Origin of the sequence: Paraburkholderia solitsugae, assembly GCF_013177695.1 — a bacterium.
Classification (GTDB): Bacteria; Pseudomonadota; Gammaproteobacteria; order Burkholderiales; family Burkholderiaceae; genus Paraburkholderia; species Paraburkholderia solitsugae.
This window is the reverse complement of record NZ_WOEY01000116.1, coordinates 43,491-67,798: the sequence shown is the minus strand read 5'-3', so window position 1 is coordinate 67,798 and position 24,308 is coordinate 43,491. Positions and strand designations below refer to the sequence as shown.

The window sequence follows — 24,308 nt, the reverse complement described above, 5'->3', positions numbered from 1 at the left end:
CGAAGACTCTGTCTTTCTGATATGACCGCACCTCAACGCCCCCGCGTGCCGCGTCGCGCGCTCGACGGCGTGCTGCTGCTCGACAAGCCGCTCGGCCTGTCGAGCAACGACGCGCTGATTCGCGCGAAGCGTCTCTATCTGGCTAAAAAGGCGGGCCACACCGGCACGCTCGATCCGCTCGCCACGGGTCTCCTGCCGCTGTGTTTCGGCGAAGCCACCAAGTTTTCGCAAGATTTGCTCGAAGCCGACAAGACCTATGAGGCGACCATGCGCCTCGGTATCCGCACGACCACCGGCGACGCCGAAGGCGAAACCATCGACACGCGCGACGTGACGTGCGATCAGGCTGCGGTCCAGGCGGCAATGCAGACGTTTCTCGGCGATATCGTCCAGGTCCCGCCGATGTATTCGGCGCTCAAGCGCGACGGCAAGCCGCTATACGAATATGCACGCGCGGGTCAGACGGTGGAGCGGGAAGGGCGTCAGGTGACGATTCACGCGCTCGACATGCTTGCCTGTGCGTTGCCCGACGTGACGTTTCGCGTAACGTGCAGCAAAGGCACGTATGTGCGCACGCTCGCCGAGGATATCGGCGAAGCGCTCGGTTGTGGCGCGCATCTGGTCGCGCTGCGGCGTACCGGCGTCGGCGTGCTGACGCTGGAGCATTCGGTGACGCTCGACGCGCTGTCCGATGCGACGGAGAGCGAGCGTGATACGTGGCTGCAGCCGGTCGACGCATTGCTGTCCACATTCCCGCTCGTCACGCTGGACGAAGATGCGACCCGTCGCTTCCTGCACGGTCAGCGTCTGAAACTCTCCGAGTTGACGATCACCGGTGACGCGGTGAATGCGCCCCGCGTGCGCGTGTATGCAGCGCAAGGGCGTCTGCTTGGCGTCGCTAAGCAAGGCGAGGGCGTATTGGCGCCCGAGCGGCTGGTCGTCACCACGGAGAGCTAGGCAGAAACATCAGCAGCAACAACGAAAAAGGCGGGACCGCTCGACAGCGGTCCCGCCTTTTTCCCTACGTACAGCCCGCATCGCGGACGGAAGCTAAACCCTCAATGTGCCGCCGCAGCCGCCGCACCCGCATCACCACCGGCGCGTTCCGGCTTTGCCATCCAGATCAGCGCGATCAGCGCGACAAAGATCCCCGCCGATACAAAGAACAGATCATTCACGCCCAACTGCGCGGCCTGCTGCGTCGCCATCGTATTGAACAGACCATACGCCTGCGGCTGACTGAAGCCCGCCGCACCCATCTGTCGGATCGACTGATCGAACACCGGGTTGTACGCGCTCGCCTGTTCGGCCAGTTGCGCATGATGCATGATGGAGCGGTGATCCCACGCGGTCTGGAAAATCGACGTGCCAATACCGCCGCACATGATCCGCACGAAATTCGACAAGCCCGACGCAGCCGGAATCCGGTTGCCTGGCAAACCCGATAGCGTGATCGATACCAGCGGGATGAAGAACCCGGCCATGCCGATGCCTTGAATCAACGTGGGCAGCAGCAGCGAATAAGTATCGACGCCCGTCGTATAGCGCGAGCGCATCCAGAAACACAAGGCGAACACGAGGAATGACAAGGTCGCGATATAGCGCGGATCGGTGCGTGGCAATACCTTGCCGGTGATCGGCGACAGCAGCACGGCGAACAGGCCGACCGGCGCCATCACGAGACCTGCTTCGGTGGCGGTGTAACCGATATCGGTTTGCAGCCACAGCGGCAACAACACGAGGTTGCCGAAGTAGAGCCCGTAGCCGATCGACAACGCAATCGTGCCGCTCGTGAAATTGCGCCGGCTGAAGAGCGACAGATCGACCACCGGATGCTCGGCTGTCAATTCCCAGACGATAAAGAACGCGAGCGAAATCACCGCAACCAGCGCCAGCACGACGATCGTGGTCGACGAGAACCAGTCGAGGTCCTTGCCCTTATCGAGCATCACCTGCAGCGAGCCGACCCAGAGGATCAGCAGGCCAAGACCGACGCCGTCGATCGGTGCCTTCCTGATAACCGAATCGCGGTTGCGGAAGATCATCCACGTCGCTACCGCGGCGATCGCGCCGACTGGAATGTTGACGTAGAAAATCCACGGCCACGAGATGTTGTCCGAGATCCAGCCGCCCAGAATCGGCCCGGCCACGGGCGCGATCAGTGTGGTCATCGCCCACATCGATAGCGCCATCGGCGCCTTGGCGCGAGGATAGCTGGCGAGCAGCAGCGTTTGCGACAGCGGAATCATCGGGCCGGCCACGGCGCCTTGCAGCACGCGCGAGGCAAGCAGGAACGGCAGGGTGGGCGCGAGACCGCACATCCACGACGAGATCACGAACAGAATGATCGACGCCATGAACAGGCGCACCTGGCCGACACGGTCCGTGAGCCAGCCAGTCAGCGGAACGGAGATCGCGTTCGCCACCGCGAACGACGTGATCACCCACGTGCCCTGGTCAGCCGATACCCCGAGGTCGCCCGAAATTGACGGGATCGACACGTTCGCAATCGAGGTGTCGAGCACGTTCATGAACACGGCGAGCGACACCGCGATGGTGCCGATCACCAGCTGCGCGCCCTCGAGCGGCGGATGAGGGACTTGCGCCTGAGCCTGAGCCATTAAAAAAGCCTTCTTTTATGAATCGTCGCGCCGCTTACATCAGCTTCGCGGCGGGCTTGGCCGCGCCGGCTTGAGCCGACTTCTGTGAACCGCCGTTCGGGCCTGCATTTTCCGAAATGATGCGAGCGATTTCAGCGTCGGCCTGGTCGCCGTACTTCTCGAACACGTTGGTCTCGTAGACCGTGTTCGGTGCTGCGCCGAGCTGGCCGCCGCTTTGATCCTTGATGCTGACGTCGGCTTGCATCGACAGGCCGATACGCAGCGGATGCTTTTCAAGTTCCTGCGGGTCGAGCGCGATCCGTACCGGCAGACGCTGCACCACCTTGATCCAGTTGCCGGTCGCGTTCTGCGCGGGCAGCAGCGAGAACGCCGAACCCGTGCCCGCGGAGAAGCCGACTACCTTGCCGTGGTACACCACCGACGAACCGTACACATCGGCGGTCAGTTCGACCGGCTGGCCGATATGCATGTACTTCAGCTGCACTTCCTTGAAGTTCGCATCGACCCACACGCCGCCGAGCGGCACGATGGCCATCAGCGGGGTGCCCGGCGAGACGCGCTGGCCGACCTGCACCGAGCGCTTCGCGACGTAGCCCGTGACCGGCGCCGGCAGGTTGTTACGCGCGTTGTTCAGGTAAGCGTCGCGGACCCTCGCGGCGGCGGCCTGCACGTTCGGGTGATTCGCGATCGTGGTGTTGGCTGTCAGCGCGCGGTTCGACGCCAGTTGTTGCTCGGCGGCGTCGACCGACGCTTGCGCGCTCTTCACGGCGTCACGGGCGTGCGAGATTTCTTCCAGCGAGACGGCGCCGGTTTGCGCGACCGCCATGCGGCGCTTCAGGTCGTCCTGCGCGCGCGACAGATCGGACTGGCGCTGGGCAACTTGCGCCTGATACTGGTTGTCGTCGGCGAACAGGCCGCGAACCTGGCGAACCGTCTGCGCGAGATTGGCTTCGGCTTGTTCGAGCGCGACGCGCGCGTCGGCCGGATCGAGCACGACGACCGGGTCGCCGGCCTTGACGGTTTGCGTGTCGTCCGCGTTCACGGCGATGACCGTGCCGGTGACTTGCGGCGTGATCTGCACGACGTTGCCGTTCACATACGCGTCGTCGGTGTCTTCATGGAAGCGCGCGACGAGGAAATAGTAAAGGCCGTAGGCGACCGCGGCGATCAGGATCACGATGACGAGCAACGTCATCATGCGCTTGCGTTTGCCGTTGTTCGCCGATTGTGCGGGGGCAGCGGGCTGCTGGGGGGTGCTCATTGATGTGCTCCGGGTTCTCTCAAGCGTCGTCGTTTATTCGGATGTTCGTGCGGAATCAGTGTGGCTTCGCTGCGGTTTCGGCTTGCGCGTTCGCTTGTGCGCTCAATTTGCAGCGGCGGTTGCGGCGGTGGCCGACGCCGGGGCGTCGGTCGGCACCACGAGGCCGGTCTGCGTTGCGTCGAAACCGCCGCCGAGCGCCTTGATGAGGCCAATCTGCAGATCGCGGCGGCGCATCTTCAGGCTCGTTACCGTCTGTTCGGCGGCAAGGCGATTCTGGTCGGCGGTTAGCACCTGCAGTTGCTCCGACAGGCCAGCCTTGTAGCGGATCACTGCCAGCTGGTACGCCTTGGTCGAGGCGTCGAGTGCACGCTGTGCGTCGCCCGATTGCTGGTCGATCGAACGGATCGACGACACTTGCGTCGCGACATCCGAGAGGGCATTGATCAGCGTCTGGTTGTAGTTCGCCACATCGAGGTCGAAGTCTGCGTAGCGGCCCTTCAACTGCGAGCGCAGCGCGCCAGCGTCGAAGATCGGCAGGTGAATCGCCGGGCCGAACTGGATCTGCCGGCTTGCCGAGGTGAGGAAGCGGCCCCAGCCGAACGCGTCGAAACCGAAACCGGCAGCGAGATTAACGTCCGGGAAGAATTCGGCTTTTGCTTCCTTCACGTCGTGCATCGCGGCTTCGACCTGCCAGCGTGCGGCGACGATGTCCGCGCGGCGTGCCACGAGGTCGGCCGGCAAGTTGTTCGGCAACGCTACCGTGGCGCCGGTGGTAAGAACCGGTTTGGCGATCTGCAGGCCACGATCCGGACCCTTGCCGAGCAGCGCGCCCAACTGATAGCGCACCACGGTGATCTGGCCGTCGAGATCGGTCAGGTTCGCCTGGCTGGTCGCGATGTTGCCGTTCGCGGTTTCCCGTTCGACATTGGTGTCGAGCCCGGCGGTTACGCGGCCGTTGGTGATGCGGCTGATGTCCTGGCGGTTGGCGATTTCGCGCGCGGCGATGTCGCGGAATGCGTACAACTGGGCGAGCTGGTTATAGGTGCTCGCCACGGAGGAGGCAAGCGTCACGCGCGCCTGCTGCATATCGGCTTCCGCGGCCTTTTCCTGCGACACGGCCTGGCCGAGGCGCTGGCGGTTCTTGCCCCACAGGTCCAGATCCCACGACGCGCTTGCCAGCACGTTGTTTTCGCTATACCAGGTGCCGCCGTACGGAGGCGGGTAGAGCGCGTTGGCCGAGAACAGCTCGCGGTTCCATGAGTAGCTGCCGTTGACCTTCGGGTACAGCGCCGAGCGCGAGCTTTCAATGTACGACGAAGCCTTGGCGAGGCGTGCCTGCGCCTGCGCGATCGAGGGGCTGCCTTCCAGTGCTTCCGCGATCAGCTTCGGCAGTTGGGGGTCACCAAACTGGTTGGCCCAGTCGAGCGACGGCCACTGGCCGCCCTGGCTGGGCAGACTCTGGGTGGATTCGTACTGAGCCGGCGACGAGATCTGCTTGTCGCTCTTCATACCGAAGTAGTTCGCGCACCCCGTGAAGGCGAGCGCCGTCACCGCAGCGGCGACAGCGGCCCGGCTCGGAAGCGCGGGCGCGGACAGGGAAAGGGATTTCATCGCTCGACTCTTTGAGTGGAATGTAATGATGGACACTGCAAGCAATTTATTACGATTTGCTATCAAAATTGCTTGCTGCATCACGGGTTAGTCCCGTTTGTTCACCGGAATTGACGAGTACGCGGCGCAGCATGCTCTTCAGGAAGCCCACCTCTTCGGGGGTGAAACCGCCCAGCAGACTGTCCAGTACGCCGTTGAAAATGGCAGGCATTTTTGCCGCGATTGCTTGGCCTTCCTGTGTCAGCGCGAGCCGTACGACCCGCCGGTCTTCGTTGCTGCGCACTCTTGTCAGCAGGCCGCGTTTCTCCAGCCGGTCGACCAGACGCGTGACGGCGCTTGCGTCAATGCCGTATTCACGCGCCAGTTCGGCTGCCAGCAGGCACTTGCCGCTTGCCACCATGAACAGGATGCTGCCTTGCTGGCTGGTGATGCCCAGCTCCGCCATGCTGCGCTGGGTGACCAGGTTGGACAGGGTCGATTTCACTCGTGAGATCAGATAGCCGACGCTTTCGCCTAGCTGGTACTCGCTGATTTCTGAGCCCGGTATTGAGGACGGATCCGTCATGATTCTCGTGCGAATGCAATGGTTGACTAGGCAGGATTATAGGCAGCGGTTGATTGACGCGGCAAGCGTTATTACAGCTTAGGCAAGGAACTTTTGCTGCTCAAGGCACAATGTGCGCGGGTTTGCGTAGGGTATTGCCGACGTATGGCGGGCTTTCTTCCTACCCGTCGCTGCATGGAAGGCGGTGGGGTTGTCAGGGAATACCAGAAAGCTTCATTTGGCCGTGCTATAATGTTGGGTTCCCAAAAGTGCGCTTTGGGCTTTGTTGGCTTCGTACACAATGCTGCTGCTGGCGCACTCAACTGTCTCCAGGTTCCTATGACTCGCGCCCTACGCAATATCGCCATCATCGCCCACGTCGACCACGGCAAGACCACGCTCGTCGACCAGCTCCTCCGCCAGACGGCCACGTTCCGCGACAACCAGCAGGTTGTCGAGCGCGTGATGGACTCGAACGACATCGAAAAGGAACGTGGCATCACGATTCTTTCGAAGAACTGCGCGGTCGAGTACGAAGGCACGCACATCAACATCGTCGACACCCCGGGCCACGCCGACTTCGGCGGTGAAGTGGAGCGCGTGCTGTCGATGGTCGACTCGGTGCTGTTGCTGGTCGACGCAGTCGAAGGCCCGATGCCGCAAACGCGCTTCGTGACCAAGAAGGCGCTGGCGCTCGGTCTCAAGCCGATCGTCGTGATCAACAAGGTCGACCGGCCGGGCGCGCGGATCGACTGGGTGATCAACCAGACCTTCGACCTGTTCGACAAGCTGGGCGCAACTGACGAACAACTCGATTTCCCGATCGTCTACGCATCGGGTCTGAACGGCTACGCCGGCCTGACGCCGGATGTGCGTGAAGGCGACATGCGTCCGCTGTTCGAAGCCGTGCTGCAACACGTGCCGGTTCGCCCGGCTGATCCGGCAGCGCCGCTGCAACTGCAGATCACGTCGCTGGATTACTCGTCCTACGTCGGCCGTATCGGCGTGGGCCGCATTACGCGTGGCACGATCAAGCCGGGCATGTCCGTCGCCGTGCGTTCGGGCCCCGATGGCGCGATCCTCAACCGCAAGATCAACCAGGTGCTGTCGTTCAAGGGTCTGGAGCGCGTGCAGGTCGACTCGGCTGAAGCCGGCGACATCGTGCTGATCAACGGTATCGAAGAAATCGGTATCGGCGTGACCATCTGCGCGCCGGAGCAACCGGACGCGCTGCCGATGATCACCGTCGACGAACCGACCCTGACGATGAACTTCCTCGTCAATTCGTCGCCGCTGGCCGGCCGCGAAGGCAAGTTCGTCACGAGCCGTCAGATTCGCGACCGCCTGATGAAGGAGCTGAACCACAACGTGGCGCTGCGCGTGAAAGAAACGGGCGACGAAACCACGTTCGAAGTGGCAGGCCGCGGCGAACTGCACCTGACCATTCTGGTCGAAAACATGCGCCGTGAAGGCTACGAACTGGCCGTGTCGCGTCCGCGCGTGGTGATGACGGAAGTCGACGGCGTGAAGCACGAGCCGTACGAAAACCTGACGGTCGACATGGAAGACGGCCACCAGGGTGGCGTGATGGAAGAGTTGGGCCGCCGCAAGGGCGAAATGCTCGACATGGCGTCGGACGGCCGTGGCCGTACGCGTCTCGAGTATCGTATTTCGGCGCGTGGGCTGATCGGCTTCCAGGGCGAATTCTTGACGCTGACGCGCGGTACGGGGCTGATGAGCCACACGTTCGACTCGTATCAGCCGGTCAGGGAAGGTGGTGTCGGCGAGCGTCGTAACGGCGTGCTGATTTCGCAGGACGACGGCGCGGCAGTGGCGTACGCACTGTGGAAGCTGCAGGATCGCGGCCGTATGTTCGTGTCGCCGGGCGAGCCGCTGTACGAAGGCATGATCATCGGCATTCACAGCCGTGACAACGACCTGGTCGTGAACCCGATCAAGGGCAAGCAACTGACCAACGTGCGTTCGTCGGGTACGGACGAAGCGGTGCGCCTCGTGCCGCCGATCCAGATGTCGCTGGAATACGCGGTTGAATTCATCGACGACGACGAACTGGTCGAAGTCACGCCGAAATCCATCCGTCTGCGCAAGCGTTACCTGAAGGAACACGAGCGCCGCAGCGCCAGCCGTAAGGGCGCAGTGGACTAAGCATCCGCCCGGCATCCGGGCTGATGACAAGGCAAAAGCCACCTTCGGGTGGCTTTTGCCGTTTCTGGGTCCCTGGTCGTGTGACTCGTGTGAATTGCATTGCGGCATTGCATGCGGTTGTTCGCGGTTGGCGGGCCGATTGCAGGTGTTTGTCCCCGTTTTCTGCAGAAGACTATTGCGAGCCCTGGTAATGTCGCTGAAAGCCCGTCGCCACGGGCTTGAGCGGCAATCCGTCTGCTATCTGCACTATCCGTTCTGTGATATGCTCCCCGGGTGCAAAGTTTTAGGTCCTTCCAAGCAAGACTTGATTCGCGCAATCCGCCAAACGGTCAGGCCGTGTCGCGGAAGGTTCTGTAACCCGCTATTTCTCGAGAAACTCGAAGAAAGGTGAGCGTAAAAATGATGAAGCAATTCCAGTCGAACTCTTATCTGTTCGGCGGCAATGCTCCGTACGTAGAAGAAATGTACGAAGCGTATCTCGACAATCCGGCGTCAGTGCCCGAGAACTGGCGCAGCTATTTCGACGCGTTGCAGAACGTCCCTGCATCGGATGGCAGCAATGCCAACGACGTGGCCCATGGCCCGATCGTCGAATCGTTTGCACAACGGGCCAAGGCTAACGCCTTCATCCCGCGCACCGCGGCCGGCGGCGAAGACCTCGCTACCTCCCGCAAGCAAGTCTATGTGCAGTCCCTCATCGGCGCATATCGCTTCCTCGGCTCGCAATGGGCCAATCTCGATCCCCTGAAGCGCCGCGAACGTCCCGCTATCCCCGAACTTGAACCCGCGTTCTACGACTTCACCGAAGCCGACATGGACCAGGAGTTCAGCGCAACGAATCTGTATTTCGGGTTCGAGCGTGCTTCGCTGCGCGAGATCGTCAAGGCCCTGCGTGACACGTACTGCGGCACGATCGGCGCCGAGTACATGTACATCAGCGACCCGGAACAGAAGCGCTGGTGGAAAGAGAAGCTCGAGTCGATCCGTTCGACGCCGAACTTCTCCAATGAAAAGAAGAAACACATTCTGAATCGCCTGACGGCCTCTGAAGGCCTCGAGCGCTTTCTGCACACCAAGTACGTCGGCCAGAAACGCTTCTCGCTCGAAGGCGGCGAAAGCTTTATCGCCTCGATGGACGAAGTCGTGCGTCACGGCGGCGCCAACGGCGTGCAGGAAATCGTCATCGGCATGGCCCACCGCGGCCGTCTGAACGTGCTGGTCAATACGCTCGGCAAGATGCCGGCTGACCTGTTTGCTGAATTCGAAGGCAAGCACGTCGACGACCTGCCGGCCGGCGACGTGAAGTACCACAAGGGTTTCTCGTCGGACGTTTCGACCGAAGGCGGCCCGGTTCACCTGTCGCTCGCGTTCAACCCGTCGCACCTTGAAATCGTCAACCCGGTGGTTGAAGGGTCGGCGAAGGCGCGTATGGACCGTCGCGGCGACGACAGCGGCCTGCAAGTGCTGCCGGTGCAGATTCACGGCGACGCGGCCTTCGCAGGCCAGGGCGTCGTGATGGAAACGCTGAACCTCGCGCAAACGCGCGGTTACGGCACGCACGGCACGCTGCACATCGTCATCAACAACCAGATCGGTTTCACGACGTCGGACCCGCGCGACTCGCGCTCCACGTTGTACTGCTCGGACGTCGTCAAGATGATCGAGGCGCCGGTGCTGCACGTGAACGGTGACGATCCTGAAGCGGTTGTGCTGGCTACGCAGCTGGCCATCGACTTCCGGATGCAGTTCCACAAGGATGTCGTCGTCGACATCGTCTGTTTCCGCAAGCTGGGTCACAACGAGCAGGACACGCCGGCTGTCACGCAGCCGCTGATGTACAAGACGATTGCGAAGCACCCGGGCACGCGCGCACTGTACGCTGAGAAGCTGGTGCAGCAAGGCGTGATCACGGCTGCTGATGCAGACGAATACGTCAAGGCGTACCGCAAGGCGATGGACGAAGGCCATCACACGATCGACCCGGTGCTCTCGAACTACAAGAGCAAGTACGCGGTGGATTGGGTTCCGTTCCTGAACCGCAAGTGGACCGACGCAGCCGATACGGCCGTGCCGCTGGCTGAGTTGAAGCGCCTCGCTGAGCGCGTCACCACGATCCCGGAAAACTTCAAGGTTCACCCGCTGGTCGAGCGCGTCATCAACGACCGTCGCGCGATGGGCCGTGGTGAAGCGAAGCTCGACTGGGGCATGGGCGAACACTTGGCATTCGCGTCGCTGGTCGCATCCGGTTATGCCGTGCGCCTGACCGGTCAGGACTCGGGCCGCGGCACGTTCACGCACCGTCACGCGGTGCTGCACGATCAGAACCGTGAACGCTGGAACGACGGCACCTACGTGCCGCTGCAGAACATCGCCGAAGGTCAGGCGAAGTTCACGGTGATCGACTCGGTGCTGTCGGAAGAAGCGGTGCTGGGCTTCGAATACGGTTACTCGACCGCTGAACCGAATACGTTCGTCGCATGGGAAGCGCAGTTCGGCGACTTCGTGAACGGCGCGCAAGTCGTGATCGACCAGTTCATCTCGTCGGGCGAAGTGAAGTGGGGCCGCGTGTCGGGTCTCACGATGCTGCTGCCGCACGGCTACGAAGGTCAAGGTCCGGAGCACTCGTCGGCACGTATCGAGCGTTTCCTGCAACTGTGCGCAGACCACAACATGCAGGTCGTTCAGCCGACCACGCCGGCGCAGATTTTCCACTTGTTGCGCCGTCAGATGATCCGCCTGTTCCGCAAGCCGCTGATCGTCGCTACGCCGAAGTCGCTGCTGCGTCACAAGGAAGCCGTGTCGGATCTGTCCGAACTGGCGAAGGGCGCGTTCCAGCCGATCCTCGGCGAAATCGACGAAGCGATCGAGCCGAAGAAGGTCAAGCGCGTGGTGGCCTGCTCGGGCCGCGTGTACTACGACCTGCTGGCGCATCGCCGTGAATCGAAGTCGAACGACGTCGCGATCATCCGTATCGAACAGCTCTATCCGTTCGCGCATAAGCAGTTCGAAGCGGAAATGAAGAAGTACGACAACGCGACCGAAGTGGTCTGGGTGCAGGACGAGCCGCAGAATCAAGGCCCGTGGTTCTACATCGAGCACCACCTGAAGGAAGGCATGAAGGACGGGCAGAAGCTGGCATACAGCGGACGTCCGGCTTCGGCCTCGCCGGCAGTCGGCTACTACGCGAAGCACTACGAGCAGCAGAAGGCGCTGATCGAAGGCGCTTTCGGCCGCCTCAAGAGCGCGTCGATCGCTAAATAAGGAAAACAGACGAACCGGGAAAGCGCGCTGCGCTTTCCCGTGCCGTGTTCAGTCACCACATGGTGGTTCGTTCCCGGCAGGTATGGTTCGCAGGCGGTCGTCGAGTACATAGATCGCGCGCCGTCACCCGATACGCATTCAGGATATTCATAATGGCTATTGTTGAAGTCAAGGTTCCCCAGCTGTCCGAGTCGGTCTCGGAAGCCACCATGCTGCAGTGGAAGAAGAAGCCCGGCGAGGCTGTTGCACAAGACGAAATTCTCATCGAAATCGAGACCGACAAGGTCGTGCTCGAAGTGCCGGCACCCTCCGCCGGCGTGCTCGCACAAGTGATCTCGAACGACGGCGACATCGTCGTCGCGGATCAAGTGATCGCCAAGATCGACACCGAAGGCACGGCAGGCGCTGCTGCTGTCGAAGCCGAAGTGAAGCCGGCGCCCGTGGCCGCACCGGCACCGGCTGCTGCACCGGCCGCTCAGGCTGCATCCGCAACGGGTGCGAACACCGCTGCTTCGCCGGCTGCCGGCAAGCTGATGGCTGAGAAAGGTCTGGGCGCGGGCGACGTCGCCGGCACGGGCCGCGACGGCCGTATCACCAAGGGTGACGTGCTGACGGCAGGCGCTCCGGCTGCCAAGGCTGCACCGGCACCGGCTGCCGCACCGAAGGCTGCCAAGCCGTCGCTGCCGGATGTCAAGGCACCGGCCTCCGCCGAGCAATGGCTGAAGGACCGTCCGGAACAACGCGTGCCGATGTCGCGTCTGCGTGCGCGTATCGCCGAGCGTCTGCTCGAGTCGCAGCAAACCAACGCCATCCTCACCACGTTCAACGAAGTGAACATGGCGCCGGTGATGGACCTGCGCAACAAGTACAAAGACAAGTTCGAAAAGGAACATGGCGTGAAGCTGGGCTTCATGTCGTTCTTCGTGAAGGCGGCTGTTCACGCGCTGAAGAAATTCCCGCTCGTGAACGCGTCGATCGATGGTAACGACATCGTCTATCACGGCTACTTCGACATCGGTATCGCGGTCGGTTCGCCGCGTGGCCTGGTGGTGCCGATCCTGCGCAACGCAGATCAGCTGAGCCTCGCCGAAATCGAAAAGAAGATTGCCGAGTTCGGTCAGAAGGCCAAGGACGGCAAGCTGTCGATCGAAGAAATGACGGGCGGTACGTTCTCGATCTCGAACGGTGGTGTGTTCGGTTCGATGCTGTCGACCCCGATTATCAACCCGCCGCAATCCGCGATTCTGGGCGTGCACGCCACGAAGGAACGCGCTGTGGTCGAGAACGGCCAGATCGTGATCCGTCCGATGAACTACCTGGCGCTGTCGTACGACCACCGGATCATCGACGGTCGCGAAGCGGTGTTGTCGCTGGTCGCGATGAAGGATGCGCTGGAAGACCCGGCGCGCCTGCTGCTCGACCTGTAATCGCCGGTTTGGCCGGCGTCGGCTTGCCAATGCGCAAGTCGACGCCATATAAGCAGCACGTCTTTAGCATTCCGCAGTACTGGAACGATGCGCGCCACGAAGCGTGGCCGCGCGTCGTTCCGTCATCAAAAGGATTGTCATGTCCAAAGAATTTGACGTCGTCGTGATCGGCGCCGGCCCCGGCGGTTATATCGCCGCTATCCGCGCAGCGCAACTCGGCAAGACCGTCGCATGTATCGAAAAATGGAAGAACCCGGCCGGCGCGCTGAAGCTCGGCGGCACGTGTCTGAACGTGGGTTGCATTCCGTCGAAGGCGCTGCTCGCGTCGTCGGAAGAATTTGAAAACGCGCAACATCACCTCGCTGACCACGGTATCAACGTGTCGGACGTGAAGCTCGACATCACGAAGATGCTGGCCCGCAAGGAAGGCATCGTCGAGAAGATGACCAAGGGTATCGAATTCCTGTTCCGCAAGAACAAGATCACGTGGCTCAAGGGCCATGGCAAGTTCACCGGCAAGACGGACGCCGGCGTGCAGATCGAAGTCAGCGGCGAAGGCGAAACCGAAGTCGTGACGGCGAAGAACGTCATCATCGCAACGGGTTCGAAGGCGCGCCATCTGCCGAACGTTCCGGTCGACAACAAGATCGTTGCCGACAACGAAGGCGCACTGACGTTCGACACCGTGCCGAAGAAGCTCGCCGTGATCGGCGCGGGCGTGATCGGTCTGGAACTCGGTTCGGTGTGGCGCCGTCTGGGCTCGGACGTGACCGTTCTCGAAGCGCTGCCGGAATTCCTCGGCGCGGCAGACCAGGCGCTGGCTAAAGAAGCCGCCAAGCAATTCAAGAAGCAAGGTCTGGACATCCACGTCGGCGTGAAGGTCGGCGAAGTGACGACGACCGACAAGAACGTGACGATCGCGTACACGGACAAGGACGGCAACGCGCAAACGCTCGAAGCCGACCGCCTGATCGTGTCGATTGGCCGCGTGCCGAACACCGACAACCTCGGCCTCGAAGCCATCGGCCTGAAGGCCAACGAGCGTGGCTTCATCGACGTCGACGACCACTGCGCGACGGCTGTGCCGAACGTGTACGCAATCGGCGACGTGGTGCGTGGCCCGATGCTCGCGCACAAGGCTGAAGACGAAGGCGTAATGGTGGCCGAAATCATCGACGGTCAGAAGCCGCATATCGACTACAACTGCATTCCGTGGGTGATCTACACCGAACCGGAAATCGCGTGGGTCGGTAAGACCGAGCAGCAACTGAAGGCCGAAGGCCGCGAAGTCAAGACGGGCCAGTTCCCGTTCATGGCGAACGGCCGTGCGCTCGGCATCAACAAGGCGGATGGTTTCGTCAAGATGATCGCTGACGCAAAGACCGACGAACTGCTCGGCGTGCACATCATCTCGGCAAACGCATCGGACCTGATCGCGGAAGCCGTGGTGGCGATGGAATTCAAGGCGGCGTCGGAAGACATCGGCCGCATTTGCCATCCGCACCCGTCGCTGTCGGAAGTCATGCGCGAAGCGGCGCTCGCCGTGGACAAGCGCGCGTTGAACATGTAATCACGCGCACGCCTGGCTGAACGCAACTCTGGCATCACCACAAAGGCGGGCGGGTTCACTCCCTCCCGCCTTTCTTTTTGCAGCAACACAATGAACGTCACCGAATACTACGAAAAAGAACTGCAGACACGAGGTTATCAATCGGACCCGGCGCAACGCGCGGCGGTCGACCGTCTGCAGCGGTGCTATGAAGAGTGGACCGAATATAAATCGCGCCGCTCGAATGCGTTCAAGAAACTGCTTATCCATCCGGACCTGCCGCGCGGCGTGTACATGTGGGGCGGCGTAGGGCGAGGCAAGAGCTTCCTGATGGACAGCTTCTACATGATCGTGCCGCTGCACCGAAAAACGCGGCTGCATTTCCACGAATTTATGCGCGAGGTGCATCGCGAGCTGGAAGATCTGAAAGGCACGGCCGATCCGCTCGACGAACTCGCGCGCCGTATCGCCAAGCGCTACCGGCTGATCTGTTTCGACGAATTCCACGTGTCGGATATCGCTGATGCGATGATCCTGTACCGCCTGCTCGACAAGCTGTTCGAGAACGGCGTGCAATTCGTGATGACGTCGAATTACGATCCGGATACGCTGTATCCGGACGGTTTGCATCGCGACCGCATGCTGCCGGCAATCGAGCTGATCAAGTCGAAGCTCGACGTGATCAACGTCGACGCGGGTATCGACTACCGGCAACGCACGCTGGCACAGGTCGAGGTGTATCACACGCCGCTCGGCGCAGCTTCGGACAAAGCGTTGCGCGACGCGTTTGCGCGCCTTGCAGCGGTTCCCGACGAGAGCCCGATCCTGCGCATCGAAAAGCGGGAGCTGAAGGCACTGCGGCGCGCGGACGGCGTCGTATGGTTTGATTTCGCGACGCTCTGCGGCGGTCCGCGCTCGCAGAACGATTACCTGGAACTGGCGAGCCGCTTTCACGCGGTGATCCTGTCGGGCGTGCCGCAGATGTCGGTGCGGATGGCTTCGGAGGCGCGCCGCTTCACATGGCTCATCGACGTGTTCTACGACCACAAGGTCAAGCTGCTGATGTCGGCAGAGGTGCCACCCGATCAACTCTACCTCGACGGTCCGATGGCCAACGAATTCACGCGCACGGTGTCGCGCATCGTCGAAATGCAATCGAAAGAATATCTCGACGCGCCGCGCCGGATCGTCGATACGTCGCTGACTTAAGCGGCCGCGTGACGCGGGCGCCGATGCTTTTGCGATAGATCACGGTCCGCTTACCAAAGAGGCGGTGTTCGAAGTCGTATTTTCAAGATTCGGATTGGTCTTATATTCCGTCGGCGGACGACTGGATATCTTCTTAGTCATGGTTCTGACAAAGGAGAAACCATGAATCCGTACCGTGATATCAATGATGAAGAATGGCAACGCATTGCACCGTTGCTCCCTGAACTGCGTCCGCGCTCCGAACTGCGTGGCCGGCCGCTCGCCAATACGCGCTCGGTGCTCAACGGCGTGCTGTGGGTGATGTATAGCGGCGCGACCTGGTCCGCCATGCCGCGCAAATATCCTTCGTATCAAACCTGCCATCGCCGCTTCAAGGCATGGTATGAATCCGGCGTGCTCAAGCGCGTCATGGATCAGCTGTTCGGCGAGGCGAGCGAAGAACTGTGTAAGCTGATGGAAGGGCGCATGCGCACGCATGTGAGCGCGCAACAGAAGAACGTTGAAGCAGAAAAGGTTCCGGCCACGGCGCCCGCAGTGTATAGCCCGGCACCGGTCAAGCCGTTACCGTCTTCGCCGTTCGCCTATGCGTCGCCCTTCAAGCACGCTGCATGACGATTCCAACCAGCCAGACTCAAACAAAAAAACGGCCGGACGATGGTGATCGTCGGCCGTTTCTTCTGGTTCCATCCTGGCAGCGGGCGTGGCCCTGATGGAACACCACCTTCGCGCGTCAGGCATTGGCGCCTGAACGACTCGTCCACTATTGCTGACGAACCCACGTCTGCGAGCGGCCCAACAGCGAAACGCCGATGTAGCCGCGTACCACCAGCTTGTTCCCCCCGTCTTCCAGGTGCATTTTGCACTTGTAGACCTTGCCGTTTTCCGGGTCGAGAATCTGCCCGTGATCCCAGCCGTCGCCGTCCTTTTTCATATCGTTGATGATCGTCATACCGAGAATCAACTGGTCCTTGCGCGCGTCGGTACATTCAGTGCAGCGGCGATCCGGATGATCGTTTGCACCGAGTCCCTTGATCACCTTGCCACTCAGCGAGCCATTGCTGTCCTGTGCAATTTGCACGACCGCCTTGGGTTGGCCGGTGCTGTCGTCGATGGTTTGCCACATGCCGACCGGGGAATCGGCCTGCGCCATCGCGGTGACGGCGCTGACGAGCAGCACACCGGCGAGGGCGGCATGTTTCGCTGTGCGAAGCGCGATTGTGCGCGCGCGTTGAGTGAATTGCATCATTGTCTTCCTCCTTGATTAAAGACGGCGCGATCATGGTCGCGCGGCGTTATGGGCATCTCGGGCAGTCTTCAGCAGCCGGCCGCCGTGATGCCTAGTGGTGCCCCTCAGGTTCAACTTCGGCTACATCGGTCTGCGACTCGCGGCCAGGGTGCCGCGAGTCGCACGTCATCAGCGCAGAATACGTGAAGTGCGCGTGAAAATGCGCGCGGAGTTTGATAGTGGAACCTCTAATCGGCACGCGGCATTTTTGAGTATCAGTTCAGTTGATACGAGAATGTCGCGTTGATACGTGGGCTGCGCGACGCGCTCTCCACCGGTGCGTCGCCGATTGCCTTGGCCACCGACAAATCCAGGCTGTAATACTTCGCGTCCGAGATCCGGAAGCCGAATGCAATCGATGACAGCTTCGACGGCGAGGGCGTCCCCGCATGCAGATACACGCGCGCCATGTCGAACGAGACGTACGGTGTGAAGGTGCGCAGATAGGTGAAGCCCGGCGTAAAGCCCCGGTTGACTTCGAACATGGCCCCCCAGCCCGAATCGCCCGATGCCTCGCCCGGTTGATAGCCCTGCGCAAAACGTTGTGCGCCGAACGAGATCTGTTCGGAGGTCGGCAGCGAGACGGCGCTGTACTGACCGGTCAACGAAACCGCGGTGCCGATCTTCAGCGGCCAGTCGTTGGTCTGCGAAAAGCTGGCGCCGGTCCGCACGAAGTTGATCGAAGCCGGATTCGTGACCGTTGTGCCGGGCACGTTGGAGTCGCCGGATTTCGACGCGCCCAGGATATCGAATGCCTTCGCCACATTGATACTCGCGCGGCGCACCTGACCCGTTTCCACGCTGGCGTAGTCGGCCTGCAGTTGCATCACCCGCACCTGTGAGCGCAAGCCGATCTGCGCGCCGGTGTCCTGGTTGTTGTAGCGATCTTCGTCGTGCGAGGCGTAGACCGAGGCGGTGCCGATCACGCTTTGCTTGTTGTTCAGCAGGAGCGGATAGGCCAGTGAACCGCCGACCTTGTCGTTGATGACCGTGCGCGCGACGTAAGAGGGCAGGCCGGGATTGTCGACCGGATTGCCGCGATAGTGCGACGCGTCGATCTTCCCCATCAGGCCATCGCTGCCGATCGGTACCGCGGCGTGCGCGGCGAGATAGGTGACATTGTCACGGCCCTTCGGTAGCAAGGCCGACACGCTCAACTGTTCGCCGAGTGCGGTCAGGCCGTTTTCGGTTGCCGTCAACAGGCCCTGCACGCCGGGGTGATTGAAGTCGATACCCGTGCTGAGGTCGAACGGTTTGCGGTCCACGTTCAACTCGAGCGTCGTGGCGCCGTCGGTATTTTGGGGGGGCGCCACGTTGGCCGCGACTTTCACGCCGGGCAACAGACCCAGCACGTTGATGTAACGCTCGAAGGTGGCGCGCCGCAACGGCCGGTCGGCAACGATGTGGTCGGCGATCGCTCGGATCTTGTCTTCGACCGCGCCGGGTTTGCCCGTCACCTTGACGGTGGACACGTAGCCTTCGACCACCGTCACGCGCACCACGCCGCCTTCGAAAGTTTGTGCGGGGATGAACGCGAACGATAGCGCATAGCCGCGATCCTGATACAGCTTCGTGACGCCGTTGGCGACCTGGATCAGATCGCCGATGGTGGTGTCTTTGCCGACGAGAGGTGTGAAGCGCTGCGCGACTTCGTCGAACGGAATGGACTTCACGCCCTCGACCTGAATCTTTGACGGCGTCAGGTGGCGGGCGAGCAGTTCCTGAAGTTGAGGTGCTTGCGGCGTGACCTGCATGGTCACGTTCGGGCCTTTGTCGGGCGCCTTGATCTGCGGCAGCGTATCCATCGGGTTGCCGCCCACTGACGGGCTGGCCGGGCGTGACTGCGCTTGCGCTTCTACCTGCATCCCGCTTGCCGCAATCGCCGCGAGCAGGAGGGTCCATGTACTACCGTACCCGAGTTTCATCGGATTTTCCTCGTATGCCGTTCTTGTCTTGCGGACGCGCCGCCTGGCCGGGCTGGTCGCGATCGCTTATGTGTGGCTCGACGCATACTGCCATGCTTATATGTATTACGTCACGTGCTCCGTCGAGCTTGAGCATTGGCTGCAAAAGCACGGAGCACGTGATGAGGCGGACTGCTGACGCACGCGGCGTAACGGAATGTCTGATGGGACGCGTTATGCGCGCGGCATCGATGCGCGACTTATGCGGACTACTTATGGCTCACCGGCACCAGGCCGCCAAGCAGGGTCGTCAAGCCGCCCGTCGCACTACTCGAACCGCTCGTCGAACCGGCCGCCGAACTGAGTGCGCCGGTCAACTGGCCGACGAGAGCGGTCACGGGGGCGAGCGGGTTGCTGCCGCTGCTGCTGCCCGATGCGCTGCTGGTGACGCCGGAGAGCGCGCCGGTCAGCGTCGACAGCGGATTCGATGCGCTACCCGTGCTGCCACCCAACGTCGAGGTCAGCGAACTCAAGGGCGTGCCACCCAGCAATGACGTCAGCGGACCCAGCGGCGAGCCGCCCGTCCCCGAGGTCAGCGCGCTCAAGGGGGTGCCACCCAGCACCGAAGTCAGCGAACCCAGCGGCGAGCCGCCCGTCCCCGAAGTCAGCGAACTCAAGGGCGTGGCGCCGAGCACCGAAGTCAGGCCGGCCAGCGGCGTGCCGCCGAGCAGCGTCGACAGCGAGCCGATCGGGTTGTTGCCGAGCCCGAGACTCGCGAGCGAGTTTTGCAGCGGGCTGAACGGGTTGCCGTTGGCAGGCGGGCCATTGACGACGGCCACGTTCGTGCTGCCGACGAGGCTCGTAATCAGGCCGGGAATCGGATTCGCGCCATTCGGGCCGTTCGGATTGACGAGACCGCCGGCGTTCGTCACCGTGTTGCCGAGCGAGCCGACCAGCGTACCGACATCGGCGCCGAGTGGGTTCTTCGTTGCCGCGCCGACTTGCGAGCCGGCCGAGCTCAAAGCGCCGCCGACTTGCGCGAGCAGGCCGCCTACCGGCGCGCCGAGGCCGGTCTGTGTACCGACCGTCTGCGTCACGAGTCCAACGGTCTGCACGATCGGCGTGATCGCGGTGCCGATCGGCTGGGTGATCTGCTGCACCGGCGCGGAGGCCAGCGAATTGCCGAGCGTCGCGCCACCCGCGTTCAGTGCGCCGGCGGTTGTGGAGAGGACGGTTGCCAGCGGCGTGGTGAGCGGCGACAGCGGCGCGAGATTGCCGGTGCCGAGGCCGCCGACCGTGGTGCTCAGACCTTGCACGACACCGCTCGTCGAACTGACCACTGAACCGAGTCCGGCGACCGTGGTGCCGACCGGATTGGAGGTCACGCCGATTTGCCCGACGCCGCCGCTCACCGCGTTGGCGAGCGAGTTCAGCGTGCCGCTCGTGCTCGATACTGCGTTGCCGAGACCTTGCGTGACTTGCGGGCTGAGGCCCGGAATCGTCTGCGAGGCGATCGTGTTGCCGAGGTCGCTGGTGGTCTTTGCGGCGGCGGTGGCAACGCCGTTGGTGCTCGAGGAGGTGGCGGTGGTCGGCCCGCCGCTGGTCGAACCGCCGCCGCCGGCGCTACCGCTGCCGGATGCGCTCGGCGGCGAGCTGATGGTGTTGCCGCCACACGCCGCGAGCAAGCCGGCGGCCGCGACGGCGATCAGCGGTGCGCGCAACGACGACACGGTCGCGCACGCCGCATGGAGAGTAAAAAAACGTTGGTTGGACATGTGTGCTCCTCAGTGTCTTTTAGGTGTCGTGTGCGTTGTTTCCGTGCGCCGGTGCAGCGGGTGTCTGAGCGGCGCGACTCAATTCAAGCCGGGTTCCGGCGGAGCCGGGGCGCGGCTGGCGGGCCGCACTCCGGGCTTCCGGGCGCCGGGTTGCCGGTTACTGCACTTCTTTCGATGGCTGCGACGTCGTTGCTTACTTCTTCGAAATACCGCCGAGCAGGCCGCCGAGGAGCGACGTCACCGGGGCGAGCGGGCTGCTGCCCGTTCCCTTGCCGCTGGTGCTCGACAGCGACAGGCCGGGGCTCGAGCTGGTCGAAGTCGTCGTCGTGGTCGGCGTGGCCGCCGCCGTGGTCGTGACGCCACCGAGCGCGCCGGTGACGCTCGACAGCAAGCCGGTAACCGGTGCGAGCGGGCTGCTGCCGCTGCTGGTGCCACCGGTCAAGCCACCGAGTACGCTGGTGAGCGGAGCGAGCGGGCTGCTGCCACTGCCGGTGCCGCCGGTCAGGCCACCGAGCACGCTGGTGAGCGGAGCGAGCGGGCTGCTGCCGCTGCTGGTGCCGCCGGTCAAGCCGCCGAGTACGCTGGTCAGCGGAGCGAGCGGGCCACCACCGGTGCCGCCCGTCAGACCGCCGAGTGCGCTGGTGAGCGGTGCCAGCGGATTGCCGCCGGTCCCGCCGGTGAGCAGGCCGCCCACCGATGCGACCGTGGTGCCTGTATCCGTGACCGTATGGCCAAGAGCGGCCGTGATCGGATTGCCGCCGGTTGCGCTGATCAGCGAGCCGGCCTTGCCCAGACCGCCGCCGAGGGTCGAGAGCAGGCCGTTCAGCGGTGCGCCGAGGCCCGTGGTGTTGCCGACCGTCTGCGTGGTCGCCGCGACCATCGACGTAATCGGCGTGATCGCAGTGCTGAGCGTTTGCGTGACTTGCTGCACCGGCCCAGTCGAGAGCGCGATGGTGAGGGTGTTGCCACCGTTGGTGACTGCACCGCCGAGCGTATTGACGACGCCGCCGAGCGGTGTGGTGACGGCGGCCAACGGCGCGAGCGGGCCGCTGCCGAGGCTCGTCACGAGGCTGCCTGCATCCGTCACCGCGCCACCGACATGACTGACCACGCCACCGAGGCTCGAGACCGTCGTGCCGACCGCGTCGCTGCCGGTGCCGAGTTGGCCGAGCCCTTGCGATACACCGTTGCCGAGCGTCGAGACCGCCGAGCCGCCTTGCTGCACGATGCCGCCGGCGGCCTGCGTGGTTTGCGAGCTGACGCCCGGCAGCGTTTGCGAGCCGATCACGGCGCCGATGCTCGAGACCGTCGAGCCGGCATCGCTGATCACGCCGCCGCCGTTGCCGACTACGGTGCCGAGTGCATTGGCGACCGGGGTCGTGCCGGTTCCCGTTCCTGTGCCCGTACCCGTTCCTGTTCCTGTTCCCGTACCGGAGCCGCTTCCCGAGCCGTTGCTGCTGGTGCTGCTGCCGGATCCCCCCGAACCCATCGAACCGCTGCCGCTGGTGGTGGAAATTGCGCCGCCGGCGGAGCCGCTACCGCTGCTGCCGGTGCCGGTACTCAGGGTTCCGGAGCCTCCGCAAGCACCAAGAGAAAGCATTGCGGCCACGCTGGCCGCAATCAGGGTTGTTCGTAGTGTGGTGTTGGCCGTTTGAATATTCATGTCGCCCTCGAATCGCATGTGTTATTGGATGTTGCTGCGTGCCTACCTCTGCACGAGCCGTGCCATTTCGACTGAGCAATGCGAAGTATTTTCTTTCTGAAGGGCGTAAAGCCATACGTGATATGGCTTTGAGGTTGATTGATGAAGCGTCCGCTAACCCGGATATATCGTGCGAAGGTTAAATCGCTAAACGTTTGCGAGGGCTGCGTAACGTAACGAGTCACACGCGCCGTTACGAAACACGGCGTAACGCAGGCGCAACGAGAGGGCCCCGCGCGCTTGAAACGTTCTGTTCAAACAAATAATTAGTGCAGCGAATCTAACTCATGGTTATTCCTATGTGCTGCAACGCACGAACTGCCGTTAACCTGAGTACGACACAAAAACGCATATGGTGTCGGGCTCAGGGCGGCGGACAATTGCTTAAATATGATTGTTCGGCTATAAAACCCGAAAGCATCAAGGATTGACGAGGGAGGTGCGTAATCGAACAGACAGCTCATCGACATCTGTTTTATTGAAGCCGGCTGCAAGGCGGTGCTTCTGCGGCGCAACAAGCAGGACCAGGAATGAGAGACCAATGGTCCGCAGCGCTCAAGACTCCGTCATCTGAAGTAGCACGTAAACAAACGAAATAAATGAAAGTCCGAGGGTAAAAATGAAAAAGTTCGCCATTCGCTTCCTGAGAGATAACCGGGCGGTAACCGCTCTGGAATACGGGTTGATCGCAGGCCTTATCGTCGTCGTCATTGGCGGGACGGTGCACACCTTGGGCCTTCAGTTGGACGCGGCATTCAATTCTATTGTCGCCCTGTTGCCAGCAGCGGCCTAATCTAGCGCTACGGCTCCTGCAATCATTTGTTGAGAAAGCCGGCGTGCATTTCGGCTGACTTGGTGATTATTCAGGGGCGTTTCCGATAGGATGCGTGCGGACTGTTGTCATGGTCCGTATGCGTTTTGTTGCGCCTGTCGAGGCTGATATGAACGGGTCCGTCACTCTAATTCTGTTCGTTGCGTGGGCAGCGTGGGTCGCCGTGTGCGACTGCCGTAGTCGGCGCATTTCGAATTCGATGATCGTTACCGGTTTGGTGGCGGCATTGGCTTGCGCACTCCTGCGCCAGAATCCATTCGGCATTTCCATCACGCAGGCTGCGGTTGGCGCCGTGGTTGGTCTGGTCGCGTTGCTGCCGTTCTTTGCCATCGGTGTGATGGGCGCTGCCGACGTCAAAGTGTTCGCGGTACTCGGTGCATGGTGCGGTGTGCACGCATTGTTCGGGTTGTGGGCGGTCGCGAGTCTCGCGGCTGGCGCTCACGCAGTCTGGTTGCTGATTGCGACTCGTACCCGTTTCGCGTCATTGCTGCAGCGTCGAGCGCCGACATTCGCGTTGGCCGGCAAGCGCGCCACGCCGTTTGTTGCATGCCTGACCGTGCCGACGATTGTGTGGTTGGCGACCCAGCTTGTTGCCGGGAGCGCGCGATGACCATGTATTCGACGCGAAGCAACGCTCGCAAGTGGGCTCGACCTCTCAGTTGCCGAAGAGATGGGCAACGCGGCGCGACCGCTATCGAATTCGCGTTGGTATTCCCGATCTTTTTTTCGATTTTTTACGTGATCGTGACGTTCAGCATGATCTTCGTTGCGCAACAGAGCCTGACGCTCGCGACCGCGGAGGGCGCGCGCGCAGCGTTGAACTATCGGTCGGCGAGCAGTGTGCCTGGTGCGGTTAGCTTACGTGCCACCGCTGCTTGCAATACGGCTACTAACATGGTTGCACCGATGATTCAGAGCGCCGCCTGCCAAACCGCTCAAGCTACGTGTAACTACGATTCCACCATGACCTGTATCGCCGTAACGTTGACCTATAACTACGCGGCCAGTCCGCTTATACCGACCTTGCCGGGTCTCGGTCTTTTGCTGCCACAGAACCTGAGCAGTACAGCAACAGTGCAACTCAATCCGGTGAACATACTTTGACTTACGCGCCTGCTCCTCGTCGCACCGCGCTGCTTCGTTCTTCCGAGTGCATAAGCC

18 protein-coding genes are annotated in these 24,308 nt (G+C 62.2%); 10 read left to right on the top strand and 8 right to left on the bottom strand.

All coding sequences use genetic code 11. The annotated features are described in order from the left end of the window. Positions 1-21 precede the first annotated feature (21 nt). Positions 22-957: a tRNA pseudouridine(55) synthase TruB gene (gene truB, locus GNZ12_RS29710; RefSeq protein WP_172315717.1), complete on the top strand. Its 936-nt coding sequence runs from the start codon at positions 22-24 to the stop codon at positions 955-957. A 101-nt stretch (positions 958-1,058) separates the two neighbouring features. Here the strand turns inward: truB and GNZ12_RS29705 are convergent, their stop codons facing one another. The 4 genes from GNZ12_RS29705 to GNZ12_RS29690 form a co-directional block, all read right to left on the bottom strand. After that, entirely contained in the window at positions 1,059-2,621 is a 1,563-nt protein-coding gene (locus GNZ12_RS29705; protein ID WP_172315716.1) for a DHA2 family efflux MFS transporter permease subunit, read from the bottom strand. 34 nt (positions 2,622-2,655) lie between these two features. After that, positions 2,656-3,882, bottom strand: a complete 1,227-nt coding sequence (locus tag GNZ12_RS29700; RefSeq protein WP_172315715.1) for an HlyD family secretion protein — start codon at positions 3,880-3,882, stop codon at positions 2,656-2,658. A gap of 102 nt (positions 3,883-3,984) precedes the next feature. Beyond that, positions 3,985-5,493 (bottom strand): efflux transporter outer membrane subunit, encoded by a 1,509-nt coding sequence (locus tag GNZ12_RS29695; protein WP_172315714.1) that lies wholly within the window; start codon positions 5,491-5,493, stop codon positions 3,985-3,987. Positions 5,494-5,542: 49 nt separating this feature from the next. Further along, positions 5,543-6,058, bottom strand: a complete 516-nt coding sequence (locus GNZ12_RS29690; protein ID WP_172315713.1) for a MarR family winged helix-turn-helix transcriptional regulator — start codon at positions 6,056-6,058, stop codon at positions 5,543-5,545. 318 nt (positions 6,059-6,376) lie between these two features. Between GNZ12_RS29690 and typA the strand changes: the two genes are divergently transcribed. The 6 genes from typA to GNZ12_RS29660 all read left to right on the top strand — a co-directional run bounded on the left by typA (position 6,377) and on the right by GNZ12_RS29660 (position 16,261). Next, on the top strand, positions 6,377-8,203 hold the full coding sequence (typA, locus tag GNZ12_RS29685) for a translational GTPase TypA (protein WP_074284515.1): 1,827 nt from the start codon (positions 6,377-6,379) through the stop codon (positions 8,201-8,203). A gap of 399 nt (positions 8,204-8,602) precedes the next feature. Then, entirely contained in the window at positions 8,603-11,464 is a 2,862-nt protein-coding gene (locus GNZ12_RS29680) for a 2-oxoglutarate dehydrogenase E1 component (RefSeq protein WP_172315712.1), read from the top strand. Positions 11,465-11,616: 152 nt separating this feature from the next. Further along, positions 11,617-12,891, top strand: coding sequence for a 2-oxoglutarate dehydrogenase complex dihydrolipoyllysine-residue succinyltransferase (gene odhB, locus GNZ12_RS29675; RefSeq protein WP_172315711.1), 1,275 nt, complete (start codon positions 11,617-11,619; stop codon positions 12,889-12,891). A gap of 139 nt (positions 12,892-13,030) precedes the next feature. After that, positions 13,031-14,461: a dihydrolipoyl dehydrogenase gene (lpdA, locus tag GNZ12_RS29670; protein ID WP_172315710.1), complete on the top strand. Its 1,431-nt coding sequence runs from the start codon at positions 13,031-13,033 to the stop codon at positions 14,459-14,461. A 90-nt stretch (positions 14,462-14,551) separates the two neighbouring features. Next, positions 14,552-15,649, top strand: a complete 1,098-nt coding sequence (zapE, locus tag GNZ12_RS29665; protein WP_172315709.1) for a cell division protein ZapE — start codon at positions 14,552-14,554, stop codon at positions 15,647-15,649. A 162-nt stretch (positions 15,650-15,811) separates the two neighbouring features. Next, positions 15,812-16,261, top strand: a complete 450-nt coding sequence (locus tag GNZ12_RS29660) for a transposase (RefSeq protein WP_172315708.1) — start codon at positions 15,812-15,814, stop codon at positions 16,259-16,261. A gap of 148 nt (positions 16,262-16,409) precedes the next feature. Here the strand turns inward: GNZ12_RS29660 and GNZ12_RS29655 are convergent, their stop codons facing one another. The 4 genes from GNZ12_RS29655 to GNZ12_RS29640 all read right to left on the bottom strand — a co-directional run bounded on the left by GNZ12_RS29655 (position 16,410) and on the right by GNZ12_RS29640 (position 22,276). Then, positions 16,410-16,895 (bottom strand): DUF2147 domain-containing protein, encoded by a 486-nt coding sequence (locus tag GNZ12_RS29655; protein WP_172315707.1) that lies wholly within the window; start codon positions 16,893-16,895, stop codon positions 16,410-16,412. Positions 16,896-17,149: 254 nt separating this feature from the next. Then, a complete protein-coding gene (locus tag GNZ12_RS29650) occupies positions 17,150-18,859 on the bottom strand; it encodes a ShlB/FhaC/HecB family hemolysin secretion/activation protein (RefSeq protein ID WP_172315706.1) in 1,710 nt (569 codons plus the stop codon). 248 nt (positions 18,860-19,107) lie between these two features. Beyond that, positions 19,108-20,613: a collagen-like triple helix repeat-containing protein gene (locus GNZ12_RS29645; protein WP_172315705.1), complete on the bottom strand. Its 1,506-nt coding sequence runs from the start codon at positions 20,611-20,613 to the stop codon at positions 19,108-19,110. 193 nt (positions 20,614-20,806) lie between these two features. After that, positions 20,807-22,276 carry a collagen-like triple helix repeat-containing protein gene (locus GNZ12_RS29640; protein ID WP_172315704.1) on the bottom strand — a complete coding sequence of 490 codons (1,470 nt, stop codon included), beginning with the start codon at positions 22,274-22,276 and terminating at the stop codon, positions 20,807-20,809. A gap of 658 nt (positions 22,277-22,934) precedes the next feature. On the opposite strand from GNZ12_RS29640, the gene GNZ12_RS29635 reads away from it, so the two are divergent. The 3 genes from GNZ12_RS29635 (at position 22,935) to GNZ12_RS29625 (ending at position 24,251) form a co-directional block, all read left to right on the top strand. Further along, the gene (locus GNZ12_RS29635; RefSeq protein WP_172315703.1) at positions 22,935-23,108 is read left to right on the top strand and encodes a Flp family type IVb pilin; all 174 of its coding nucleotides are present in this window, start codon (positions 22,935-22,937) and stop codon (positions 23,106-23,108) included. A gap of 148 nt (positions 23,109-23,256) precedes the next feature. Further along, positions 23,257-23,757: an A24 family peptidase gene (locus GNZ12_RS29630; RefSeq protein WP_172315702.1), complete on the top strand. Its 501-nt coding sequence runs from the start codon at positions 23,257-23,259 to the stop codon at positions 23,755-23,757. Further along, on the top strand, positions 23,754-24,251 hold the full coding sequence (locus tag GNZ12_RS29625; RefSeq protein ID WP_407947739.1) for a TadE/TadG family type IV pilus assembly protein: 498 nt from the start codon (positions 23,754-23,756) through the stop codon (positions 24,249-24,251). The genes GNZ12_RS29630 and GNZ12_RS29625 overlap by 4 nt, the downstream gene beginning before the upstream one ends. Positions 24,252-24,308: the final 57 nt, after the last annotated feature.

Bases quoted from the DNA above. Each gene is read 5' to 3' on its own strand.
- truB (WP_172315717.1), top strand. From the start codon at position 22: ATGACCGCACCTCAACGCCCCCGCGTGCCGCGTCGCGCGCTCGACGGC.
- GNZ12_RS29705 (WP_172315716.1), bottom strand. From the start codon at position 2,621: ATGGCTCAGGCTCAGGCGCAAGTCCCTCATCCGCCGCTCGAGGGCGCG.
- GNZ12_RS29700 (WP_172315715.1), bottom strand. From the start codon at position 3,882: ATGAGCACCCCCCAGCAGCCCGCTGCCCCCGCACAATCGGCGAACAAC.
- GNZ12_RS29695 (WP_172315714.1), bottom strand. From the start codon at position 5,493: ATGAAATCCCTTTCCCTGTCCGCGCCCGCGCTTCCGAGCCGGGCCGCT.
- GNZ12_RS29690 (WP_172315713.1), bottom strand. From the start codon at position 6,058: ATGACGGATCCGTCCTCAATACCGGGCTCAGAAATCAGCGAGTACCAG.
- typA (WP_074284515.1), top strand. From the start codon at position 6,377: ATGACTCGCGCCCTACGCAATATCGCCATCATCGCCCACGTCGACCAC.
- GNZ12_RS29680 (WP_172315712.1), top strand. From the start codon at position 8,603: ATGATGAAGCAATTCCAGTCGAACTCTTATCTGTTCGGCGGCAATGCT.
- odhB (WP_172315711.1), top strand. From the start codon at position 11,617: ATGGCTATTGTTGAAGTCAAGGTTCCCCAGCTGTCCGAGTCGGTCTCG.
- lpdA (WP_172315710.1), top strand. From the start codon at position 13,031: ATGTCCAAAGAATTTGACGTCGTCGTGATCGGCGCCGGCCCCGGCGGT.
- zapE (WP_172315709.1), top strand. From the start codon at position 14,552: ATGAACGTCACCGAATACTACGAAAAAGAACTGCAGACACGAGGTTAT.
- GNZ12_RS29660 (WP_172315708.1), top strand. From the start codon at position 15,812: ATGAATCCGTACCGTGATATCAATGATGAAGAATGGCAACGCATTGCA.
- GNZ12_RS29655 (WP_172315707.1), bottom strand. From the start codon at position 16,895: ATGATGCAATTCACTCAACGCGCGCGCACAATCGCGCTTCGCACAGCG.
- GNZ12_RS29650 (WP_172315706.1), bottom strand. From the start codon at position 18,859: ATGAAACTCGGGTACGGTAGTACATGGACCCTCCTGCTCGCGGCGATT.
- GNZ12_RS29645 (WP_172315705.1), bottom strand. From the start codon at position 20,613: ATGTCCAACCAACGTTTTTTTACTCTCCATGCGGCGTGCGCGACCGTG.
- GNZ12_RS29640 (WP_172315704.1), bottom strand. From the start codon at position 22,276: ATGAATATTCAAACGGCCAACACCACACTACGAACAACCCTGATTGCG.
- GNZ12_RS29635 (WP_172315703.1), top strand. From the start codon at position 22,935: ATGAAAAAGTTCGCCATTCGCTTCCTGAGAGATAACCGGGCGGTAACC.
- GNZ12_RS29630 (WP_172315702.1), top strand. From the start codon at position 23,257: ATGAACGGGTCCGTCACTCTAATTCTGTTCGTTGCGTGGGCAGCGTGG.
- GNZ12_RS29625 (WP_407947739.1), top strand. From the start codon at position 23,754: ATGACCATGTATTCGACGCGAAGCAACGCTCGCAAGTGGGCTCGACCT.